Genomic DNA, 21,336 nt, shown 5'->3' with positions numbered 1-21,336 from the left:
GCGGGTGCGGGTCTCAGCGGTCGGCGCGGTCAGGGCGCGGCGGTGGGGCGGGCGGCGGGGATCAGGGGGATGACATCGTGTCGGGCGCGCAGCGCGTCGATGACGACCAGGCGTCCGAGCAGCGGCTCTCCCGCGCCCGTGACGAGCTTGATCGCCTCGGTCGCGAGCAGGCCGCCGACCTGCACGCACAGCGACCCCAGCACGCCGACCTGCGCGCAGGTCGGCGGTTCGCCCGCGGAACCGGAGGGGAACAGGTCGCCGAGCACGACGGGGGAGTGGCCCTCGGGTGGGTGCGACCAGAACACGGTCACCTGCGCGGCCCACTCCTGCACCGCGCCCCAGACGAGGGGGATGCCGAGGTGCTCGGCCGCGGCGGCGACGGCCTCGCGCGTGTCGAAGGTGTCGCTGCCGTCGATGACGAGGTGCGCGCCGGCGAGCAGGTCGACGGCGTTGTCGGAGGTCAGTCGTAGCGTTCGCTCATGGACGACGGTGAGCGGGGAGAGATCGCGCACGGCACGCGCGGCGGAGGCGGTCTTCGCGGTGCCGATGTCGTCGATGCGGTGCGCGAGCTGACGCTGCAGGTTGGTGCGCTCCACCGTGTCATCGTCGATGATCACGAGCTCCCCGACCCCGGCGGCGGCGAGGGCGAGCAAGACGGGCGACCCGAGTCCGCCGGCGCCGATCACGGCGATGCGGGCGGCCGCGATCCTCCGCTGACCCTCCTCGCCGATCGCCGCGAGGACGGCATGACGGGCCGTGCGGATGAGCTCTTCCGGGGCCAGGGCGGCCACCGGCTCGACGAGCGGCCTCATCCGCCGATCGCGCTCATGGTGCGCTCGGGCTGCACGAAATCGGCGCGCGCGAGGCCGACGCGGTCGGAGCCGTGCGCGCGGGGCTTGGCCCACATGGCATCCCGCCAGACCTGGGCGAGACCCTCGTCGTCGGCGCCGTCGCGCAGCGCCGTGAGCAGGTCGGTCTCTTCGTGCGAGAACAGGCACGAGCGGATCCGGCCGTCGGCGGTGACGCGCGTGCGCGTGCACGCCGCGCAGAAGGGTTCGGTCACCGACGAGATGATGCCGACGTGACCGGCCACCTCGGTCTCGCCGGGGCGGCGCACCTCCCACCGCTCGGCGGGGGCGGCCCCGCGACCGCGGGGATCGGCGGACAGCGCGAACGCCTGCTCGATGGCCGCGCGGATGTCGCGCGCCGGAATGACGTTCTGCGCCGACCACGAGCGGTCGCCGTCGAGGGGCATGTCCTCGATGAAGCGCATCTCGAACCCGTTGGACACGGCCCACTCGACCAGGGGGACGATCTCGGTGTCGTTGACGCCGGCGAGCAGGACCGCGTTGATTTTGATCGGTCCGAGGCCCGCGGCGCGCGCGGCCTGCAGGCCCGCGAGCACCTTATCGAGGTGGGGGCGTCGGGTGAGTTCGGCGAAGGTCTCGGGGTGCAGGGTGTCGAGCGAGACGTTGAGCCGCGTGAGCCCTGCGTCCTTCAGGGCATGGGCGCGCTTGTCGAGGCCGACCGCGTTCGTGGTCATCGAGATCGGCAGGTCGGGGTTGTCGGCCCGGATGCCGGCGATGATGTGCTCGAGATCCTTGCGCACGAGCGGCTCACCGCCCGTGATGCGCAGTTCCTCGGCGCCGAGGGAGTGAACGGCGACACGCACGATGCGGCGGATCTCGTCGGCGCTCATGAGCTGCGTCTGCGGGAGCCACGGCATCCCGTCGGCCGGCATGCAGTACGTGCAGCGCAGGTTGCACTTGTCGATCACCGAGACGCGCAGGTCGGTCGCGACGCGCCCGAAGCGATCGAGGAGACCTCCCTCGCGGGGAGCTCCCGTGGCGGGCAGCGCCGTCGCGCCCGCGGCACCGTGCACACCGGCCGTCGCCCCCGCGCGCGCGGGGGGCGGGGCCCCGGTGGAGGGGAGCGCCGTCGCGCCCGAAGCGGTCACGGTCGCGCCGAGCGACACGGCGACCGGCCGTCGCGTCGCGCTCGCGTGCTCGGCATCCATGGGTCGAGCCTAGGCGAGTGCGTAGGGGGTGAGGGCGGCCGGGCGGGTGGTGCCGTGCGAGCGGCCGGGCGGCTGGTGCCGTGCGACGGCCGCCAGACTGCATTTCGCTGACAATTCGGTTGCAGGGTGTCGCCGACTCGTCCGCGGGATGCTGTCTCGGCGCTCGGCGCTCGGCGCTCGGCGCTCGGCGGTCGGCGCGCGGCGCTCGGCGCTCGGCGCTCGGCGGTCGGCGGTCGACGCGCGGACCCGGGCCGCGGACGCGGGGCCCGGTGCTCGGCCGCGCCGGGTACGGTCGTCGCATGCCGAACACCTTCCGCATCGCCACCGCCGCCCGTCTGCTCGGCGTCAGCGACGACACCGTGCGTCGCTGGATCGACCAGGGTCTGCTCGCGACGACCGGGTCCACCCCGGTGGAGATCCCGGGGACGGCGCTCGCCGAACGCGCGGTCGCGCTCGCCGATGAGCCCGACGACCCCACGGGCATCGCCTCGAGCGCCCGCAACCGGTTCACCGGCGTCGTCACGCGCGTGCAGATCGACGGCGTCATGGCGCAGGTGGACCTGCAGTGCGGCCCGCACCGGGTGGTCTCGCTCATGTCGGCCGAGGCCGCTCGCGAGCTCGCCCTCGAGCCGGGCTCGCTCGCCGTCGCCTCGGTGAAGGCGACGGTGGTGACGGTGGAGACGCCCCGCGGCTGACGCGTCCGGCTCGCTGATCCCGCGAGTCAGCCTCGGGCGGTGCGGTGCGATGACGCCCGGTGCCGGCGACTCACACGGAGAAGCGGGAGCCCACCGCGCGGAGGGTCTCATCCCACACGCGGCCGGCCTGCTCGACGTCGAGGAAGGGATCCCACGGTGCGATCGCGCGCGCCGGGCCCCCGATCAGGCGCGACGGGCCGAAGAACGTGCCGTCGCTGAGGGGGGACGTGGCCGCGAGGACGGCCGGTTCGGCGGCGGATGCCACGGTGCCGGTGACGTGCAGGCGGGACAGCAATCGGATGACCCGGCGTGCACCGAGCTCGCGCTCGCGACCCACGCCGGGCTGCGCGGCGAGCAGGTTGGTGGGCGAGACGCCGGGGTGTGCGAGCGTGCTCGTGAGTCCCCAGCCCTCGGCCCGGCTGCGTTCCTGCAGTTCCCGGGCGAAGAGTCCGACCGCGATCTTCGACTGCACGTACGACGCCATGGCGTCGTAGGGCTGGGCGGCGACCACGGTCTCGTCGAAGCGCCCGCGACGGGCGGCGATGCTCGTCTGGTGCACCACGCGTCCCCCGCCGGCGCGCAGCAGCGGCAGCAGCCCGAAGGTGAGGGCGGCGTGACCGACGTGATTCGTGCCCCACTGCAGCTCGAACCCGTCCGCGGTCTCCTGTCGGGACGGCGGCGTCATGACCCCGGCGTTGTTGACCAGCAGGTGGAGGGGGCGTCCCTCGGCGCGTATCTCCCGTACGAGGGCGTCCACCGAATCGAGGCTGGACAGATCGAGGACGCGCGTCGAGGCGACGGCATCCGGAACCTCCCGGCGGACCACGTCGAGGGCGCGTCGCCCCTTCTCGGGGGAGCGGACGGGCAGGAGCACCTCGGCGCCGAGTCCGGCGAGGCGCGTCGCGATGACGGTGCCGATGCCGTCGCTGGCGCCGGTGACGACGGCGAGACGGCCGAGCAGGGGGCGGGGGGAGTCGGGGGACATGGTCGATCCTTTCGTGGGATGCTCCGATGCTCCCGCGGGAGTCGCGGGCGGGCCAGTGTCCGCTCACCCGCTGATCGCCGGTCCACCCCTCAGCGGGCGGTCGTCTCCGCCAGCACCGCCAGCAGTCGCAGCTTCTCCGCGCTCTCGCTCCCCGGCTGGGCGGTGTAGACGAGGAGGCGATGCGAGTGGTCGGGATCGAGCAGGGTCTGGCAGGACAGCTCCAGCACGCCGACCTCGGGGTGCAGGAACCGCTTGGTCGCGGGAGGCCGCGCCCCGACCTCGTGCGAGAGCCACAGGGCGTCGAACTCCTCGCTGCGGCTCCGCAGATCGTCGGCCAATGCCGCGACGCGCGACGCGGGGCCGTGGGCGGCGACGAGTTCGCGCAACCCCGCCGCGTAGACGCGCGACAGCGCTGCCTGTTCGTCGGGTGGATAGGCGGCGCGGGCCGACGGATCCGTGAACCAGCGATAGCCGATGCTGCGCGCGGGGCCCGAGCGCAGGGACGCATCGCCCAGCAGGGCGATGCCCAGGCGGCTCTGGCGCAGGGTCTCGCCCAATTCCGTGACGATCTCGGCGGGGGTGTCGTCGAGGCGATCGAGCACCCGGAGCATCCCCGGACCGATGTGGTCCGTACCGGAATGGCGCGCGGGGGGACGGTGGCCGGCGAGGTGGAACAGGTGATCGCGCTCGGCGAGGCTCAGGTGCAGTCCCTGGGCGAGCGCGGTGAGCATCTGCTCCGACGGCGTCGGTCCGGTGCCGCGCTCGAGCCGGGCGTAATAGTCGGTCGACATGTGGCTGAGCAGGGCGACCTCCTCGCGGCGCAGCCCGGCCGTGCGACGGCGCACCCCGCGCGCCAGTCCGACATCCTCCGGTTGCAGGGCCTCCCGCCGGCGCTGCAGGAAGTCGCCCAGGCTGGACAGGTCGCTCACGTGATTCTCCGCATCCCCCGTTCCTACCCGTTCGTGGGAGGTCCTGCCAGGACACGACGATCCACCCCTGCGGGGAGCGCGTCGAGGGCACTCGGGGAGCACGCGCGCGGTCACAAAAATGTCATTTTCTGCGACATAAGGGGCTCGATACCTCCGCAGATACGGAAAGATGGGCGTCGGGGCCCGCCGGGCGCCGTCGAAAGGACACCCATGCACCGCTCCCTCCGCCTGCTGGCCGCCCTCGGCGCGATCGCCCTCCTCTCGGGCTGCGCCTCCCCGGACCCGACCGGCGAGACCGCGGCGTCGGCATCGGGGTCGTCGCTCTCCGGCACCGTCGAGGTCTACGCGGCCGCATCGCTGCAGCGGTCGTTCGACGAGATCGCCTCGGCGTTCGAGCAGCAGAACCCCGGCGTGACGGTCAGCCCGGTGTACGACGGATCGAGCACCCTCGCGACCCAGATCGGTGAGGGCGCGCCCGCCGACGTGTTCGCGTCGGCCGACGAGAAGAACATGGCGAAGGTCGTGGCGCAGGCGCCCGACCCGCAGGTCTTCGCGGCGAACACGCTGGTCATCGCCGTCCCCGCCGGAAACCCCGCGCAGGTCTCCGCGCTCGCCGACCTCGCCCGGGTCACGACGGTGCTGTGCGCGCCCGAGGTGCCCTGCGGCGCCGCGTCGCAGACGCTGCTGTCCAACGCCGGGGTCGCCGTCACCCCGGCCAGCTCCGAGCAGAACGTCACCGCCGTGCTCACGAAGGTCGCCGCGGGCGAGGCCGATGCGGGACTCGTCTACGCGACCGACGTGGTCGGTCGCGACGACGTCGAGGCCATCGTGCCGGCGGGCGCGGACGCCGTGGTGAACCGCTACCCGATCGCGACGCTGACCGGCGCGCCGAACCCCGCGGCCGCCGACGCCTTCGTGGCGTTCGTGCTGTCGGACGCGGGGCGCGCGATCCTCGCCGACGCGGGCTTCCGCGCACCGTGACGGGCGGTTTCCTCCCTCGCTGGCTCGCGGTGCCGGCCGTCGTCGGGCTGCTCTTCCTGCTCGTTCCGCTGACCGCCCTCGTCGCGCGCGTGCAGTGGGCGACGCTGTGGAGCGACGTCACCTCGCCCGCCGCGCTGTCGGCGCTGGGGTTGTCGCTGGGCACGGGTGCGGTCGCGACCGTGCTGTGCGCGCTTGTCGGCATCCCCCTCGCCCTGCTCATCGCCCGGAGTCCCGCCCGCACCGCGGCGGTGCTGCGCGCGCTCGTGACGGTGCCGCTGGTGCTGCCGCCAATGGTGGGTGGTGTCGCCCTGCTGTACCTTTTCGGCCGTACCGGCCCCCTCGGCGCTCTCGGCCTGCCGTTCACCACCCCCGCGGTGGTGCTGGCCCAGGTGTTCGTCGCCCTGCCTTTCCTCGTGCTCGCGGTGGAGGGCGCCCTGCGTGCCACGGGCGTCGACTTCGAGCGCACGGCCGCCTCGCTCGGGGCCTCGCGCGTCACGATCCTGCGGCGCATCACGCTTCCCCTCGCGGCTCCCGGCATCGTCGCGGGGGTCGTGCTGTGCTTCGCTCGGGCGATCGGCGAGTTCGGGGCGACGGCGTTGTTCGCGGGCAACCGTCCCGGCGTGACACAGACCATGCCGCTCGCGATCTACACGGCCTTCAACGGCGCCGGGGTCTCGCAGGGCACCGCGGTCGCTCTGTCGCTGCTGCTGCTCGTGACGGCGATCGCGGTGCTGCTGCTGGTGCGCGGGTGGCGCCCGGGGGTGGGGCGATGACGGGCCCGGATGCCGCGACGCCCGCGCCGCTCGGACGCCGCGATGCCCAGGGAGCCGGTGCCGCCCCCGCGCCCGAGGGCCCGGCTGCGCCGGGGACCCGGATGCCCGAGCCGGGCGAACCCCGCGATGCCGCCTCCCTGCGCGCCCGCGTCGTCGTGCGTCGCCGCGACTTCACCGTCGACATCGGGCTCGAGGCGGCCCCGGGAGAGACCGTCGCCGTGATGGGCCGCAGCGGCGCGGGCAAGTCGACGCTGCTCACGGCGCTGGCCGGGCTCACCGCCCTCGACGAGGGCGAGATCACGCTCGACGGGCGGGTGCTCGATCGGGCTCCGCGTGTGCGCACCGCCCCGATGCACCGCGGCATCGTGCTGCTCGGGCAGGACGCCCGGCTGTTCCCGCACCTCACCGCGCGCGAGAACGTGGCCTTCGGTCCGCGCGCGGCCGGGGTGGCGGCATCCGTCGCCCGATCGTCGGCCGAAGACTGGCTGGCCCGCGTGGGGCTGCCCGGCGCGGTCGATCGCCTCCCGGCGCAGTTGTCGGGCGGAGAGCAGCAGCGGGTCGCGGTGGCGCGGGCGCTCGCGGCGCAGCCGCGGGTCGTGCTCCTCGACGAGCCGCTCGTCGCTCTCGACGCGGTGACGGCGTCGGAGATCCGGGCGATGCTGCGCGAGCGCCTCACCGGTGTCACGACGATCGCGGTGACGCACGACGCGGTGGATGCCGCCGCCCTCGCCGACCGGCTGATGATCGTCGAGAGGGGCACGGTGACGCAGGTCGGTCCCGTGCGCGAGGTGCTCGCGGCCCCCGCGACGGAGGTGGCCGCGCGGATCGCCGGGCTGGAGCGACTGGTCGGCATCGCCGCGGGCGGCGCGTTCGTCCGCGACGGGCGGCGACTCGAGACGACGGATGCCGCCTCCCTCGCTCTCGCGGCGCGCGACGGCGTGGAGCTCGCGGCGCTCTACCGCGCGAGCGACGCCCGGCTCGGTGAGGGCGCACCGGCGACGGTGTCGCACCTCGAGCCGACGCCCGCCGGGGTGCGGGTCGTCACCGACTCCGGGGTCGTCGAGGTGCCCCCGGCCGAGGCCGCGGACCTCCGCCCCGGCGACACCGTGCGCTGGAGCGTCCCTCCCGCCTCCGTGCGGTTCGTGCCGGCATCCTGATTCCCGGCCCCTCCGCCCGCCCCTCCGCCCGCCCCTGCTCCGCAAACCGAACGAGCGTCCAGAACACCCGGAGGCGGAGGGAGGATCGCCCGGGTGTTTCGGACACTCGACCGCGCGCGACGAGCCCGCGGCCGGAGGCGCGTCGAGCCCCGCGGGGTCAGGCCGCGACGACCCGCCCGCCCTCCAGCCGCACCTCGCGGTCCACCAGACCCGCAGGCACGTCGACGTGCGACACGACCACCACGGCCTGTTCGTCACCGACCGCGTCCAGCAGATCGGCGAGGAGGGCGTCGGATGCCGCGGGGTCGACGCCCGCGGTCGGCTCGTCGAGCACGAGCACGGGGAAGCCGCGCAGCAGCGCGCGGGCAAGGGCGAGGCGCTGGGCCTGCCCGCCCGAGACGAGACCGCCGCGGTCGCCCACGCGCGCGTCGAGGCCGCCGCGCTCGCGCGTCCAGTCGGCGAGGCCGACACGTGACAGCACGGACCACAGATCGGCGTCGGTCGCGGTGTCGCGGGCGAACAGGAGGTTCTGCCGGATCGACTCGTCGAACAGGTACGGCGACTGCTCGATCAGTCCGATCGTGCGGCGCAGGTCGTCGCCCGCCAGCTCGCGCACTTCGACGCCGCCGATCCGGAACGACCCGGTGTAGTCGAGGAAGCGCACCAGCACGTGCGCCAGCGTCGTCTTCCCGGCGCCGCTCGGACCCATCACCCGCACGCGCTCGCCCGGCGCCACGCGCAGGTCGACGTCGGTGAGCCGTCCGGCGTCGCCCTCGGCGTCGGAGCGGGCCGGCCACGACGCCCCGACCCCGCGCAGCTCGAGCCCCGCGCCCAGCTCGGGTGCGCGACCCGTCGCCGCCGGCTCGTCGCGGGGGAGCCCGTCGGGAACGTGCTCGGGCACGGCATCCGCGATCCGCTCCGCCGCGGCGCGCACCTGCCGCCACGACGCGAGCGCGAGGGGGACGGGTCCGAACACCTCGAACACCGCCATCGGCAGAAGGACGACCACGGCCAGGCCCGGCCCCGACAGTGAGCCGCCGGTGACGGCCGGGGCGGCGACCAGCAGAGCCGCGAGCGAGGCGATGCCCGCGAGCACCGAGACGGCTCCCGAGGTCAGCCCCTGCGCCCCGCCGCGGCGGATGACGGCGCGACGCAGCGCGGCATCGGCGTCGCGCACGCGTCGGCGGGCGGCATCCACCGCTCCATACGCGGTGAGCACGTCGAGGTTCGTCAGCAGGTCGTGGACGGCGTCGGCGACCGCGGCGCGCAGCGGCGCGATCGAGCGTTCGGCGCGGGCGCCGGCGGCCCAGCCGAGCGCTCCGGCAACGGCGAAGGCGAGCAGCAGGCAGACCAGCATCGACAGTGCCGCGGGCCACGACACGAACGCGGTGAACACGACCGCGGCCAGGGCGGTCGTCGCCGCCGTCACCAGCGGCAGCACCACGCGCAGCGGAAGATTCTGCAGCTCCTCGACGTCGTCGACCACGCTCGAGAGCAGCCCGCCGCGACGCGAACGGGCGAGGCCGTCGGGGGCGAGCGGCACGAGGTCGCGCACGAGGTCGGCGCGCACGCCGGCGAGCTGGTGCAGCGCGGCATCGTGGCCGCTGAGCCGCTCGAGGTAGCGGAACACCCCGCGCGACAGTGCGAACGCGCGCACCCCCACGACCGCGACCGAAAGGTACATCACGAGGGGCTGCTCGGCGGCGCGGGCGATGAGCCACGCGCTGGCCGCGAGGAGGGCCACCGCGCTCGCCGCCGTGCCGAAGCCGGCCAGCAGCGCGGGGGCGAACCGCCGCCGCGACGGCATCGCCGCGCTCAGGATGCCGCGCACCCGCCCGTTCACGAACGCACCTCCCGTGCCTCCGCGCGCGAGCCGCGGGAATCCGTCGCGACCATCCCCGGCGCCTCGTGCGGGGGCGACAGCTCGACCACGCGATCGGCGATCGCGCGCGCGGAGGGACGGTGCGACACCAGCAGCACGCCGCGGCCGGCGTCGGCCTCGCGACGCAGGGTCGCCCACAGGTGCGCCTCGGTCGCGGCATCCAGCGCGCTCGACGGCTCGTCGAGCACGAGCACCGGCACCCCGCCGATGCGCGCACGGTACAGGGCGCGGGCGACCGCGACGCGCTGGGCCTCGCCGCCCGAGAGTCCGGCCCCGCCCGCGCCGAGGACCGTCGCGGGGTCGATCGCGGCCGCGCCCGCGTCGGCCAGGGCCGCGGCGACCGCGGCGTCGTCGGCGACGGCGCCGACCGCCACGTTCTCGGCGACCGTGCCCGACAGCAGCCCCGGTCGCTGCCCCGCCCACGCCACCGACGCGCGGGCGTCGGCCACCGCGACGCCGTCGACGCGCACCTCGCCGTCGTGCTCCGCGAAACCGAGCAGCGCGGCGATCAGCGACGACTTGCCCACGCCGCTCGGTCCCGTCACCACGACGACCTCCCCGGGCCACACCGACAGCGACACCCGCGGTAGAGCGTGGCCGGCGCGGTGCACGCGCACGCCCGCGAGCGCGATCGTCGATCCGAGCGTCGGGGCGGCGGCATCCGGGGTCGGCTCGGGCGCGAGGTCGCGCGCCGCGTCCAGCGCGTCGAAGATCTCCTCGGTCGCCGCGACCCCCTCCGACGCCGCGTGGAACTGCACCCCCACCTGCCGCAGCGGCAGGTACGCCTCGGGCGCGAGCAGCAGCACGAACAGTCCCACGAGTAGCGAGAGGTCGCCGGCGAGCAGGCGGAAGCCGATGGTCACCGCGATGATCGCGACGGAGATGGATGCCAGGAACTCCAGCGCGAAGCCGGAGAGGAACGACACGCGCAGCACCGTCATCGTCTCGCGCTTGTAGTCGCGCGTGACCTTCTCGATCGAGTCGGCCGCGCGGTGCTGGCGGCCGAAGGCGGTGAGGGTGCCCAGGCCCTCGACGGTGTCGGCGAAGCGCGCGGCGAGGCGTCCGAGCGTGGCGTACTGCTTTTGCTGCACCCCGCGGGTCGCCAGACCGATCAGCACCATGAACAGCGGGATGAGCGGGATCGTCAGGATGACCGTCAGACCCGAGAGCGGGTCGGCGAGGGTCATCGCGCCGATGAGGATCGGCATCGTGATCGCGGTGGCGACCAGCTGCGGGAGGTAGCGACCGAAGTACGCGTCGAGCGCCTCAAGACCGTGTCCGGCGGTCACCGAAAGGGCGGCGGCGTTGCGCTCGCCGAGCCAGCGCGGACCGAGACGGCCCACCGCGGCGATCAGGGCCTCGCGCAACTGCGCCGAGGCCGCCGCTGCCCCGCGAGCCGAGGTGCGCTCGGAGGCGGCGATCAGCAGCCCCCTGAGCAGGGCGAAGGATGCCGCGGCCCCGATGGAGCCCCACAGCTCGCCGACCGGCTGCCCCTGGATCGCGCCCACCAGCGCGCTCGTGAGCGCCCACGCGAAGCCGACAATCGCGCCCGTCTGGGCGAGGACGATCGCCGCGCTCACCGCGAAGAATCCGCGGGAGGCGGTGGCGTAGCGGAGCAGTCGCGGGTCGACGGGTTTCATGGGATCAGTGCGCGACGAGCGCGGCCTTCTCGATGCGGGCGCGCGTGACGCGCTTGCGGAAGACCCAGTACGTCCAGCCCTGGTACGCCAGGATCAGCGGCAGGAAGATCAGGGCGGCCCAGCTCATGATCGTGAGCGTGTACGGGGTGCTCGAGGCGTTCTCGATGGTGAGACCCGCCCCTCCGGCGAGAGTGGTGGGCATGACGTTCGGGAAGAGGGCGAAGAACAGCGCGGCCACCGCGGTCACGATCGTCACCGCCCCGAGCGCGAAGGCGGTGCCCTCGCGATCGCGGCTGTTCGCGACCCACGAGCCGATCAGGGCGAGCGCGGCGGCACCCGACAGGGCCACGACGCCGAGGAACAGCGGGGCCGCGGTGGCCTGGGCGATCGTCCAGCCCAGGAAGATCGCCGCGAGGGCGATCGTGACCAGACCGGCGCGTCCCGCCAGCCGGCGGGCGTCGGCGCGGACCTGTCCGTCGGTCTTCAGCGCGACGAAGTACAGCCCGTGCACGAAGAACAGGCTCAGCGTCGTCAGACCGCCCAGGATGCCGTAGGGGTTGAGCAGCGTGAGCACCGTCCCGGCGTACTCGTGATCGGCGTCCAGGGGCACGCCCTGCACGATGTTCGCGAAGGCGACGCCCCACAGGAAGGCGGGGAGGGCGGATCCCACGACGATCATGCGGTCGAACGAGCGCTTCCACCGCAGCGAGTCGCGCTGGTGGCGGTACTCGAACGAGACGCCGCGGGCGATGAGGGCCAGCAGGATCGCCAGCAGCGGCAGGTAGAAGCCGCTGAACAGCGTCGCGTACCACTCCGGGAACGAGGCGAACAGGGCGGCGCCGGCGACGATGACCCAGGTCTCGTTGAGGTCCCACACGGGACCGATGGTGTTGATGATCTGCCGACGGGCGATGTCGTCCTTGCCCAGGAAGGGCAGCGACATGCCCACGCCGAAGTCGAATCCGTCGAGCACGAAGTAGCCGACGAACAGGAACGCGACGATCCAGAACCAAAGCTGCGCGAGATCCATGATGACGGGGCTCCTAGTAGACCGTGGTGGGGGTGTTCTCGACGGAGTCGTCGCGTTCGGCGTCGGGGTCGGGCAGCGGCTCGGGGCCCTTCTGCGCGAACTTCACGATGAGGCCGAATTCGACGACGGCGAGGCTGAGGTAGACGAGCGTGAAGGCCACGAGCGACACGAGCACGCTCCAGCCCGGGACGCTGGGCGAGACGCCGTCCTGCGTGAGCATGAGACCGAAGACGATCCACGGCTGACGGCCCATCTCGGTGAACACCCAGCCCACCAGGCTCGCGAGCATCGGCAGCGGGGCCGTCCAGATCGCCACGCGCCACATCCACCCGGCGACGGGGCGCTTGGCGTTCTTGCGCGTGACCCACAGGCCCACGACGCTCACGAGCGCCGCGATGCCCCCGAGGGCGATCATCCAGCGGAAGGCCCAGTAGGTGACCCACAGGACGGGGGCGAAGTTGCCGTCGACCTGGTCGGCGAACTGGGGGAACATCTGCTGGCTGTACAGCGTGTTGAGGTCGTTGATGCCCTCGACGCAGCCGTCGAGGGAGTGCGTCGACAGGATGCTGAGCAGGAACGGCACGCGGATGCTGAACAGCTCGCTCGTGCCGTCAGGGGTGCCGAGCGTGAAGATCGAGAACGAGGCGTTCGCGCCGCACACGGTGTTGAACGTGGCCTCGGCGGCGGCCATCTTCATCGGCTGGGTCGCCACCATCACCAGGCTCAGCTGGTCGCCGACGATCGCGACGAGGACGAACGACACCACGGTGGCCCAGAGGCCGAAGCGCAGGGTCTTGCGCATCATGTCGGTGTTGCGTCCGCGGGCCATGTGCCAGGCCGACACGGCGACGACGACCATCGCGGCGAACATCCACCCGGCGAAGATCGTGTGGGGGAAGGCGGCGAGGGCCACGGGGTTGGTCAGCAGCGCCCCGAAGTCGACGAGCTCGGCGCGGTGCCCCTCGGCCGACATCTGGTAGCCGACGGGGTTCTGCATGAAGGCGTTGGCGGCGATGATGAAGTACGCCGAGAGGGTCGCCCCGATCGACGCCATCCAGATGCTCGCCAGGTGGGCGAGGCGGGGGAGCTTGTCCCAGCCGAAGATCCAGAGGCCGATGAAGGTCGCCTCGAGGAAGAAGGCGAGCAGGCCCTCGAAGGCGAGCGGGGCGCCGAAGACGTCACCGACGAAGCGCGAGTACGCCGACCAGTTCATGCCGAACTGGAACTCCTGCACGATGCCGGTCACGACGCCCATGGCGAAGTTGATGAGGAAGATCTTCCCGAAGAAGCGGGTGAGGTGCAGCCACCGCACGTCGCCGGTCCGGTACCAGACGGTCTGGAAGATCGCCACGATCAGCGACATCCCCAGCGTCAGCGGGACGAAGAGGAAGTGGTACAGGGTCGTCAACCCGAACTGCCAGCGGGCGAGAGCCAGGGGGTCGAGCCACTCCATCAGGAGCCTCCGATCGAACCGGATTATGTGGTCAGACCACATGCTACGCCGGGCGCTCCCGCGCCGCCCGGCGATGATTCGGCGTCGAACGACCTCCCCGGTCTACGCTGAGACTTACCGGGGAAGTCTTTTCCCGCGAACCCGTCCGGAGGCGGCATGTCGGTGCGTCAGAGCCTGCTCGCGATCCTCGATCGCGGCGCCTGCTACGGCTCCCAGCTGCGCGCCGAATACGAGCGGCGCACCGGGGCCGCGGTCAACGTCGGCCAGGTGTACACGACGCTCGAACGGCTCGAGCGCGACGGACTCGTCGAAGGAGCGGGCGTCGACGACGAGGCTCGCGTGCTGTGGCGGCCGACCGACGCCGGTCGCCTCGAGGCGCGGTCGTGGTTGACGACCGCGTCCCTCGCGGAGGGGCGCGACGATGTCGCCCTCAAGATCGCCCTCGCCGTGACCCTCCCCGAGACGGATGTCGAGGCGGTGCTCTCGGCGCAGCGCGACGCGGTGCGCGCGGCCCTGGCGGCGACAGACGTCGAGGACGACCCGGAGGATGCCGTCGCGGTGGCGATCGTGCGCGCGGCGCGCCGGGCGCGCCTCGAGGCCGACCTGCGCTGGCTCGACGAGGTCGAGCGTCTCACCGCCGGCGCGGAACCCTTCGACCTCGCGGTCGAGCGTCCCCGTCGCGGTCGCCCCGCGCGCTCGGCGCTCTGAGGCCCGCGGCCCGTCCGACGCGGCCCGTCCGACGCGGCCCGTCCGACGCGGCGGGGGCGCGAGTACCTCTACCCCGCCGATCCGTCAAGGGCCGCCCCTTTCATCGGATGAACGCGCACGCTGAGAGAACCCCGGACGAGCTAAGGAGTTCTCGCATGGTCATGGAAGCACCGCTCAGCCGCCGGGGTTCGAAGAACGTCGGAACGCCGCCGATCATCACCGAGATCCCCTGGACGCGCATCGACCTCGACCTGTACGAGGTCGCGCGCGAGGGATACATCGTGGGCTACGTCGAGGTCGTCGGCGCCGTGTTCGTCGCTCTCGGCGGTGCCCGGTACGACCGCGCGGTCGAGGTGTCCCAGCACCTCACCTTCCACTCCGCGGTCGACGCTCTCGTGCGCCGCGCGGTCAGCGCGTGAGGCGGTAGCCCGCCTCGTCGATCGCCGCGGCGATGTCGTCGTCGCTCACGGCGCCCGTCCGGGCGATGCGCACGAGCGACGCCTCTCCGGCCCGCAGGTCGACCCGGACGACGTCGACGCCCTCGAGCGCCGACAACTCCTCGGTGACGGCGCGCACGCAGTGGTCGCACGTCATGCCCTCGACGGTGAGCACGTCGTTCGCCGCGGGCGTCGCGGCGGGGGAGGAGGCCGCGCGGTGACCGCACCCGCAGCCGTCGCCGCAGCCTCCGTCAGCGGGAGCGGATGCCGTGAGTCCGAGGTCGATGCGCTGTTCGGTCATGGGGTCTCCTTACGAGCGGACCAGGCGGGCGATGGCCTGGTTGGCTTCTCTGAGCTTCTCTTCGGCGACGGGGCCGCCCTGCGCGGCCGCTTCGGCGACGCAGTGCGAGAGGTGGTCGTCGAGCAGCGAGAGGGCGACGTTCTCGAGCGCCTTCGTGACCGCCGACACCTGGGTGAGGATGTCGATGCAGTACTGATCGTCGTCGACCATGCGGGCGATGCCGCGCACCTGACCCTCGGCGCGACGCAGGCGTTTGAGCAGGTCGTCCTTGTGGCCCTCGTATCCGTGCACGACATTCATCATACCCCCGTGGGGTATGCATATCACCGTTCGCCGAGGTGTCAACCCCCTCGGCACGACGTCGCGACTGACGGAGGGTCGAAGCATCAGGAGGTCGACATGCTGTTGCGTCAGACCGGTGGTGGTCGGCGATGACCACCGAACCCTCCCCCACCGGACCCCACCGCCCCGTGCGCATCCCGCACCTGCCCCCGCTGCGTTCGCAGCGGCGAGAATCGAAGGATGACGCGAACACTGGCAGCGCTTCCGGGCGCCGCCCGGAGGCTGTGCCTCAGCCGAAGAAACGGCGAGATCTGCACCCGTGAGGACGGGCACCGGGGCCTTCACCACCGTACGGGCGGGCGTCTGCTCTGGAGCGACCTGCAGGCCGATCCGCCCGAATGCCCCGGCGCGGGCTCGGCCGCTTCGCCGGCCGCGACGCTCGACGACGGGTTCCCCGACGGTCGCGCGGTCTGCCCCGTCTGCTGGGCGTTCGTCGAGGTGACCGCCGAGGGCACGCTCGCGCCGCACGACTCCTGGCGCGGTGACGAGTCGCGCCAGGAGGCCGATCGACGGCGCGAGTGGTTCAACGCCTTCGGCTGGTGACCACCCCGCTCACGCGGGCGCCGCGACCAGGGCGGCCCGGCCGTCGACGACCTCGACCGTCTCGTCGAGCGCGCCCGCGTGCACGAGGTCGTGCGTGACCAGCAGGGTCGCGGTGTCGCGCTCGTGGGTGAGTCGGAAGATCAGCGCCATGATCTCGGCGCCGCGCGCGCTGTCCAGCGCGCTCGTGGGCTCGTCGACCAGCAGCACGCGGGGATCGTGCACGAGCGCGCGGGCGATCGCGACGCGTTGACGCTGCCCGCCCGACAGCTGCGCGGGGCGACGGTCGGCGTGGGCGCCGAGGCCCACGGCATCCAGCAGCTCGTCGACGCGTCCGCGCACGGCGGAGCGGCGCTCGCGGCGACCGCGTCCGCCGAGCTCCGCCATCACCCGCAACTGCTCGCGGGCGGTGAGGGCGGGCAGCAGCTGCGGCTGCTGGAACACGATGCCGATGCGTTCGCGGCGCAGCGCGGTGCGGCTCGCGGCGCTCAGCGGGGTGGCATCCACCCCGTCGATGATGACGCGACCGGAGTCGGGGCGCACGAGCGTCGCGGCGAGGGCGAGCAGGCTGGACTTGCCCGACCCCGACGGGCCGGTGATGCCGGTGACCCGCCCGCGGCGGCCCTCCAGCGTGACGTGGTCGACGGCCGTGACGCGGGCGTCGCCGTCGGGGTAGGTCAGGGTGACGTCGTCGAGAAGGATCATCGGGTGCTCCCCAGAGCGGTGAGAGGGTCGGACGAGGTGACGGTGCGCAGCGACACGGCCGCTCCGGCGAGGCCGAGGGCGATCATGACGGCCGCGGGCGCGAGGGTGGTCAGCGGGCTGAGCAGGAAGGGCAGGGCGGTGCCCGCGAGGGCTCCGAGGATCGCCGTGAGGGCGATGCCCACTCCCACGCCGGCGACGAGCACGACCAGGGCCTGACCGAGGGCGTCGCGCACGAGAGCGGGGGTGCTGGCGCCGAGGGCTTTGAGCACGGCGACGTCTCCCGCGCGCTGCATCGTCCACACCGTGAAGAACGCGCCCACGACGAGCGCCGAGACGCCGAAGAGCATCGCGATCATCAGCCCGAGCGAGCCGATCTCCGAGCGGAACGTGGGCAGCGCCGACAGGCTCGCCAGGGGAGAGGATGCCGTGGTCCCGGTGCTCTGCGCGAGATCGTCCCACGCGGGGGTGCCCGAGACGGCGAGCACGGTCGCCGCGCCCGTTCCGCCCAGACGCTCGTCGAGGCTCTTCCAGGCGCTCGGGCTCAGGGCCACGACGGGGGTGTGGCTGTACGACAGGTCGTCGCCGACGGAGGCGACGCGGAACGTCTCGCCCGCGATGGTCACGTCGTCGCCGACCGCGGCTCCCAGGGTCGTCGCGGCGCCGGCGGACAGCGCCGCCTCGCCGTCGGACGGGGCGTTCAGGGCGAACGAGGGGGCGTCGAGGCCGAACAGGGCGACCGCTCCGGAGGCGCCGGGGCCCTCGGCGCGGGACTGCAGGATGCCGACCGGCACGACGCCCGTGACACCCGGGGCGTCGCGCCACGCGGCGACGGTGGCGTCGTCGATCGCCGACTCCCCGAAGGTCGCCGCCGCATTTCCCGCCGGCTGGAGCACGAGCCGATCGCCGGGCAGGGCCAGCACGGCCGAGACGTTCTGGGCGGCGAGGCCGCCGGTCAGGCCCGCGAGGAAGCCCACGAGCAGGGTGATGAGGGCGACGACCGCCCCGATGAGGGCGAACCGCCCGCGGGCGAACCGCAGATCGCGCCATGCGACGTACACGTCGCCTCCTTCCGCCGGTGTCTCTCACCGGCACGTCTCCAGCGTCGTCGGGCGGGCGCCGCGGGTCATCGGCGCAAGGGGCGTTCTTGCTCTCCACCTTTCGGATGATCCGCCGGGGCCCCGGCATCCGTAGCCTGGGAGGGTCATGCCGCACCGCACCCTCGCTCCCGTGTTCGCGGGCCTGCGCGTCGGACTCCACGTCCTGTTCGCCGCGCTGCTCACTCTCGTCGTGGTGCGCGTGCTCGTCACCGGCGGGTCAGCGCTCGCTCTCGTGCTCGCCGGCGTCCTCGGCGCCGTCTATCTCGCGGGGCTCGGCGTCGCGCGCTCCCGGCGGCGGGCGGCGGCGATCGCGTGGGTCGCGGTGCTGACGGCGGTGTGGGCGGCGCTGGTGTGGCTGGTCCCCGAGGCGGCCTACCTCGTCTTCCCGCTGTTCTTCCTCTACCTGCACGTGTTGCCCGGCGTCGCCGGCCCCCTCGCCGTGCTCGGCACCACGGCCCTGACGATCGCGGCGTTCGCGGTGCACGGGGGACTGACCGTGGGCGGTGTCGTGGGACCGCTCGTCGGCGCCGGCGTCGCGCTGCTCATCGGCCTCGGGTACGCCGCCCTCGATCGACGCGCCGCCGAGCGCGAGGCGCTCATGGCCGAGCTGCTCGCCACGCGCGACCGGCTCGCCGCCGCCGAGCGCGAGCAGGGCGTGCTCGCCGAGCGGGCGCGCCTCGCCCGCGAGATCCACGACACCGTCGCCCAGGGACTCTCGAGCATCCAGATGCTCCTGCACGCGGCGGAGCGGGCGGATGCCGACAGCCCGGGCCTCGTGCACGTGCGCCTCGCGCGCGAGACCGCGGCCGACGGTCTCGCCGAGACGCGGCGCTTCATCCGCGAGCTCACGCCCCCGCACCTCGACAGCGGCCTCGGCCCCGCGCTCGAGCGCCTCGGCCGGGAGTGGTCCGCGCGCGAGGGGATCTCCGTCGAGATCGAGACCGACGACGACGCCGAGCTGCCGATGGACGCGCAGACGGCCCTGCTGCGCATCGCGCAGGGGGCGCTCGCCAACGTCGCCCAGCATTCCGGCGCCGCGCACGCCGGCATCCACCTGACGCACAACGGGGAGGGGGTGCGTCTGCGGATCAGCGACGACGGCCGCGGGTTCGACCCGCGCCTCGCCGAGGACGCGGCGGCGCACACCGACTCGTTCGGGCTGCGCGCCATGCGGGAGCGGGTGGAGCAGCTCGACGGCCGACTCGACGTCGAGGGCGCGCTCGGCGCGGGCGCGTCGATCACGGTGACTTTGCCGGGGAGCGCGTCGTGATCCGCGTCGTCATCGCCGACGATCATCCCGTCGTGCGCGCGGGGGTGCGGGCGCTGCTCAACGCCGAGACCGACATCGAGGTCGTCGGCGAGGCGGCGACCCCCGACGAGGCCGTCGCCCTCGCGGGCGCCCTCGCGCCCGAACTCGTGCTGATGGACCTGCAGTTCGGCGATCGCGCCGCCGGTGCCGAAGCGACCCGTCGCGTGCGCGCGCTCGCCGCGCCGCCATACGTCCTCGTGCTGACCAACTACGACACCGACGGCGACATCCTCGGCGCGGTCGAGGCGGGCGCGAGCGGATACCTCTTGAAAGACGCCCCGCCCCACGAGCTGCTCGCGGGCGTGCGCGCCGCGGCGGCCGGTCAGAGCGCCCTCGCCCCGGCCATCGCGGGCCGGCTGCTCGCGCGACTGCGCGAACCCCGCGTCACGCTCTCGGCGCGCGAGATCGAGGTGCTGCGCCTCGTCGCCCGCGGGGCGTCGAACGCCGAGGTGGCCGCGCGCCTGCACATCACCGACGCCACGGTGAAGTCGCACCTTGCACACATCTTCTCGAAGCTCGGGGTGACCTCGCGCACCGCCGCCGTGTCGTCGGCCCGGGCCCTCGGCATCCTGCGCTGACGGGGCCGCCCGACCCGGGCGCCCCGACGACGGCGCGCCCGCGACGTACGATGGGCCTCATGATTCGGGTGCGCGTGGTCGGTGTCGCCCTCGATCCGGCGCAGCAGCACGTCATCCTGCTCTCGCCCCTCGACGCCGACGCCGACGGAGAACGCGTGCTCCCCGTGTGGATCGGGCCGCAGGAGGCGATGTCGATCCTCGTCGCGGTCGAGAACACCCCGCCGCCGCGGCCGCTCGCGCACGACGTCATGACCGCGATCCTCGGCGAGCTGTCGGCGACCGTGGCCCGCGTCGAGATCACCCACCTCGACGACGGCACGTTCTACGCCCGGCTCGTGCTCGACACTCCGCGCGGACAGCGCTCCTTCGATGCGCGCCCCTCCGACGCGATCGCGCTCGGCGCGCGCGCCGACGCCCCGATCTGGGTCGCCGAGGCGGTGTTCGCGGAGGCGGGCGTCCCCGCCGACGACGTCGACGTGCAGCCGTCGCCCGAGGAGGAGCGCGTGCGGGAGTTCCGCCGCTTCCTCGACGACGTCGATCCCGACGATTTCCAGGGCTAGCACCGATGCCACCTGTCGGTGGACGCTCCTAGACTCGCGGAGGGGGCCGCTCGCCGCGGTCCGTGATCCACGACGAACGGGGAACCAATGCAACTCGCCATGGTCGGACTCGGACGAATGGGCGCCAACATCGTGCGCCGACTGATGAGGGACGGTCACGACTGCGTCGTCTTCGACGTGAATCAGGATGCCGTGGCCTCGCTCGTCGAAGAAGGGGCCACCGGGGCGACGAGCATCGCCGACCTGGCCTCGAAGCTGCAGAAGCCGCGCGCCGTCTGGCTCATGATCCCCGCCGGCCTCACCGGGAAGGTCGTCGACCAGGTCGCCGAGGTGCTCGAGCCCGGCGACATCATCATCGACGGCGGCAACTCGAACTACCGCGACGACGTGCGCCGCGCGAAGAAGCTCGACGACAGCGGCATCCACTACGTCGACGTGGGAACCAGCGGCGGGGTCTTCGGTCTCGAGCGCGGCTACTGCCTCATGGTGGGCGGCCACGACGAGGCCGTCGCGCACCTCGAGCCCGTTCTGCGCACGATCGCACCGGGTCCCGGAGAGGTCGAGCGCACGCCCGGTCGCACGGGCGACTACACGACGGAGGAGCGCGGCTACCTGCACTGCGGCCCGTCGGGCGCCGGGCACTTCGTGAAGATGGTGCACAACGGCATCGAGTACGGCATCATGGCCGCGCTCGCCGAGGGCCTCAACGTGCTCAACAACGCCGACGCGGGCCTGCACCAGGGCGAGCACTCGGCCGAGGTCGCGCCGCTCGAGGAGCCCGAGTTCTACCAGTTCGACATCGACACCGCCCGGGTGACCGAGCTGTGGCGTCGCGGCTCCGTCATCTCGTCGTGGCTGCTCGATCTGACCGCGGCCGCCCTGGCGCAGAACCCCACGCTCGACGGTCTCGCCGGTCGGGTGTCGGATTCCGGCGAGGGCCGCTGGACGGTCAAGGCCGCGGTCGACACCGGGGTTCCCGTGCCGGTGCTCGCCGCCTCGCTGTTCGAGCGTTTCGCCTCGCGCGGCGAGGACCACTTCGCGAATCAGGTGCTCTCGGCGATGCGCCTGCAGTTCGGCGGCCACCAGGAGCTGCCCGCCGGAGACGTGCTCGAGGCCGGTCAGAAGAAGGCCGAGAGCGGCCGCGACTGACGCCGCGTCAGCGCGTCAGCAGGATCTGGCAGATGTAGGGGGACGGGGGATCCCGGCCGAGGATTCAC

At 73.4% G+C, this 21,336-nt stretch carries 23 protein-coding genes; 11 read left to right on the top strand and 12 right to left on the bottom strand.

Going from position 1 to position 21,336, the window contains the following annotated elements; translation table 11 throughout:
- Nucleotides 1-29: 29 nt before the first annotated feature.
- Nucleotides 30-812: a HesA/MoeB/ThiF family protein gene (locus FB047_RS08800; RefSeq protein ID WP_136586784.1), complete on the bottom strand. Its 783-nt coding sequence runs from the start codon at nt 810-812 to the stop codon at nt 30-32.
- On the bottom strand, nt 809-2,017 hold the full coding sequence (gene moaA / locus FB047_RS08795) for a GTP 3',8-cyclase MoaA (protein WP_240752686.1): 1,209 nt from the start codon (nt 2,015-2,017) through the stop codon (nt 809-811). Before moaA ends, FB047_RS08800 begins: the two co-directional genes overlap by 4 nt.
- Before the next feature lie 299 nt (nt 2,018-2,316).
- Between moaA and FB047_RS08790 the strand changes: the two genes are divergently transcribed.
- A complete protein-coding gene (locus FB047_RS08790) occupies nt 2,317-2,712 on the top strand; it encodes a TOBE domain-containing protein (RefSeq protein WP_136586783.1) in 396 nt (131 codons plus the stop codon).
- Nucleotides 2,713-2,782: 70 nt separating this feature from the next.
- Here the strand turns inward: FB047_RS08790 and FB047_RS08785 are convergent, their stop codons facing one another.
- Both FB047_RS08785 and FB047_RS08780 read right to left on the bottom strand, forming a co-directional pair.
- Nucleotides 2,783-3,697: an SDR family oxidoreductase gene (locus FB047_RS08785; RefSeq protein ID WP_136586782.1), complete on the bottom strand. Its 915-nt coding sequence runs from the start codon at nt 3,695-3,697 to the stop codon at nt 2,783-2,785.
- Nucleotides 3,698-3,786: 89 nt separating this feature from the next.
- Nucleotides 3,787-4,626, bottom strand: a complete 840-nt coding sequence (locus tag FB047_RS08780) for a helix-turn-helix transcriptional regulator (protein ID WP_136586781.1) — start codon at nt 4,624-4,626, stop codon at nt 3,787-3,789.
- Between the two features lie 210 nt (nt 4,627-4,836).
- Here FB047_RS08780 and modA point away from each other — a divergent pair, with 210 nt between their 5' ends.
- The 3 genes from modA to FB047_RS08765 are packed head-to-tail and all read left to right on the top strand — an operon-like array spanning nt 4,837 to nt 7,537.
- Nucleotides 4,837-5,607 carry a molybdate ABC transporter substrate-binding protein gene (gene modA / locus FB047_RS08775; protein ID WP_136586780.1) on the top strand — a complete coding sequence of 257 codons (771 nt, stop codon included), beginning with the start codon at nt 4,837-4,839 and terminating at the stop codon, nt 5,605-5,607.
- Complete coding sequence (modB, locus tag FB047_RS08770; RefSeq protein WP_136586779.1) at nt 5,604-6,380, top strand: molybdate ABC transporter permease subunit; 777 nt, start codon at nt 5,604-5,606, stop codon at nt 6,378-6,380. Before modA ends, modB begins: the two co-directional genes overlap by 4 nt.
- The gene (locus tag FB047_RS08765; protein ID WP_338095125.1) at nt 6,377-7,537 is read left to right on the top strand and encodes a sulfate/molybdate ABC transporter ATP-binding protein; all 1,161 of its coding nucleotides are present in this window, start codon (nt 6,377-6,379) and stop codon (nt 7,535-7,537) included. The genes modB and FB047_RS08765 overlap by 4 nt, the downstream gene beginning before the upstream one ends.
- Before the next feature lie 157 nt (nt 7,538-7,694).
- Here the strand turns inward: FB047_RS08765 and cydC are convergent, their stop codons facing one another.
- The 4 genes from cydC to FB047_RS08745 are packed head-to-tail and all read right to left on the bottom strand — an operon-like array spanning nt 7,695 to nt 13,542.
- On the bottom strand, nt 7,695-9,380 hold the full coding sequence (cydC, locus tag FB047_RS08760) for a thiol reductant ABC exporter subunit CydC (RefSeq protein ID WP_276606274.1): 1,686 nt from the start codon (nt 9,378-9,380) through the stop codon (nt 7,695-7,697).
- On the bottom strand, nt 9,377-11,059 hold the full coding sequence (gene cydD / locus FB047_RS08755; protein WP_136586778.1) for a thiol reductant ABC exporter subunit CydD: 1,683 nt from the start codon (nt 11,057-11,059) through the stop codon (nt 9,377-9,379). Before cydD ends, cydC begins: the two co-directional genes overlap by 4 nt.
- A 4-nt stretch (nt 11,060-11,063) precedes the next feature.
- The gene (cydB, locus tag FB047_RS08750) at nt 11,064-12,089 is read right to left on the bottom strand and encodes a cytochrome d ubiquinol oxidase subunit II (protein WP_136586777.1); all 1,026 of its coding nucleotides are present in this window, start codon (nt 12,087-12,089) and stop codon (nt 11,064-11,066) included.
- A 13-nt stretch (nt 12,090-12,102) separates the two neighbouring features.
- Complete coding sequence (locus FB047_RS08745; protein ID WP_136586776.1) at nt 12,103-13,542, bottom strand: cytochrome ubiquinol oxidase subunit I; 1,440 nt, start codon at nt 13,540-13,542, stop codon at nt 12,103-12,105.
- A 156-nt stretch (nt 13,543-13,698) separates the two neighbouring features.
- Here FB047_RS08745 and FB047_RS08740 point away from each other — a divergent pair, with 156 nt between their 5' ends.
- Together FB047_RS08740 and FB047_RS08735 are read left to right on the top strand one after the other, a co-directional pair.
- Nucleotides 13,699-14,250 (top strand): PadR family transcriptional regulator, encoded by a 552-nt coding sequence (locus tag FB047_RS08740; protein ID WP_136586775.1) that lies wholly within the window; start codon nt 13,699-13,701, stop codon nt 14,248-14,250.
- A 155-nt stretch (nt 14,251-14,405) separates the two neighbouring features.
- Nucleotides 14,406-14,669: a hypothetical protein gene (locus tag FB047_RS08735; protein ID WP_136586774.1), complete on the top strand. Its 264-nt coding sequence runs from the start codon at nt 14,406-14,408 to the stop codon at nt 14,667-14,669.
- Here the strand turns inward: FB047_RS08735 and FB047_RS08730 are convergent.
- Nucleotides 14,659-14,988 carry a heavy-metal-associated domain-containing protein gene (locus tag FB047_RS08730; protein WP_136586773.1) on the bottom strand — a complete coding sequence of 110 codons (330 nt, stop codon included), beginning with the start codon at nt 14,986-14,988 and terminating at the stop codon, nt 14,659-14,661. The genes FB047_RS08735 and FB047_RS08730 overlap by 11 nt on opposite strands.
- Nucleotides 14,989-14,997: 9 nt before the next feature.
- Nucleotides 14,998-15,288: a metal-sensitive transcriptional regulator gene (locus FB047_RS08725; RefSeq protein ID WP_240752685.1), complete on the bottom strand. Its 291-nt coding sequence runs from the start codon at nt 15,286-15,288 to the stop codon at nt 14,998-15,000.
- A gap of 222 nt (nt 15,289-15,510) precedes the next feature.
- On the opposite strand from FB047_RS08725, the gene FB047_RS08720 reads away from it, so the two are divergent.
- Nucleotides 15,511-15,873 carry a hypothetical protein gene (locus FB047_RS08720; RefSeq protein WP_240752684.1) on the top strand — a complete coding sequence of 121 codons (363 nt, stop codon included), beginning with the start codon at nt 15,511-15,513 and terminating at the stop codon, nt 15,871-15,873.
- Nucleotides 15,874-15,882: 9 nt separating this feature from the next.
- Here FB047_RS08720 and FB047_RS08715 read toward each other — a convergent pair whose 3' ends face one another.
- Nucleotides 15,883-16,575, bottom strand: a complete 693-nt coding sequence (locus tag FB047_RS08715; RefSeq protein ID WP_136586772.1) for an ABC transporter ATP-binding protein — start codon at nt 16,573-16,575, stop codon at nt 15,883-15,885.
- The gene (locus FB047_RS08710; protein WP_136586771.1) at nt 16,572-17,633 is read right to left on the bottom strand and encodes an ABC transporter permease; all 1,062 of its coding nucleotides are present in this window, start codon (nt 17,631-17,633) and stop codon (nt 16,572-16,574) included. The genes FB047_RS08715 and FB047_RS08710 overlap by 4 nt, the downstream gene beginning before the upstream one ends.
- A 145-nt stretch (nt 17,634-17,778) precedes the next feature.
- Here FB047_RS08710 and FB047_RS08705 point away from each other — a divergent pair, with 145 nt between their 5' ends.
- From FB047_RS08705 to gnd, 4 genes are all read left to right on the top strand, one after another.
- Nucleotides 17,779-18,942: a sensor histidine kinase gene (locus FB047_RS08705; protein WP_136586770.1), complete on the top strand. Its 1,164-nt coding sequence runs from the start codon at nt 17,779-17,781 to the stop codon at nt 18,940-18,942.
- A complete protein-coding gene (locus FB047_RS08700; RefSeq protein WP_136586769.1) occupies nt 18,939-19,559 on the top strand; it encodes a response regulator in 621 nt (206 codons plus the stop codon). The genes FB047_RS08705 and FB047_RS08700 overlap by 4 nt, the downstream gene beginning before the upstream one ends.
- A gap of 59 nt (nt 19,560-19,618) precedes the next feature.
- On the top strand, nt 19,619-20,119 hold the full coding sequence (locus FB047_RS08695; protein ID WP_136586768.1) for a bifunctional nuclease family protein: 501 nt from the start codon (nt 19,619-19,621) through the stop codon (nt 20,117-20,119).
- Nucleotides 20,120-20,206: 87 nt separating this feature from the next.
- Nucleotides 20,207-21,268, top strand: a complete 1,062-nt coding sequence (gene gnd, locus FB047_RS08690) for a phosphogluconate dehydrogenase (NAD(+)-dependent, decarboxylating) (protein WP_136586767.1) — start codon at nt 20,207-20,209, stop codon at nt 21,266-21,268.
- The last annotated feature ends 68 nt before the right edge of the window (nt 21,269-21,336 follow it).

Source organism: Microbacterium hydrothermale (genome assembly GCF_004854025.1).
Taxonomy (GTDB): Bacteria; Actinomycetota; Actinomycetes; order Actinomycetales; family Microbacteriaceae; genus Microbacterium; species Microbacterium hydrothermale.
Note: the sequence above shows the minus strand (reverse complement) of the source record. Positions and strands in the feature narration are given on the sequence as shown.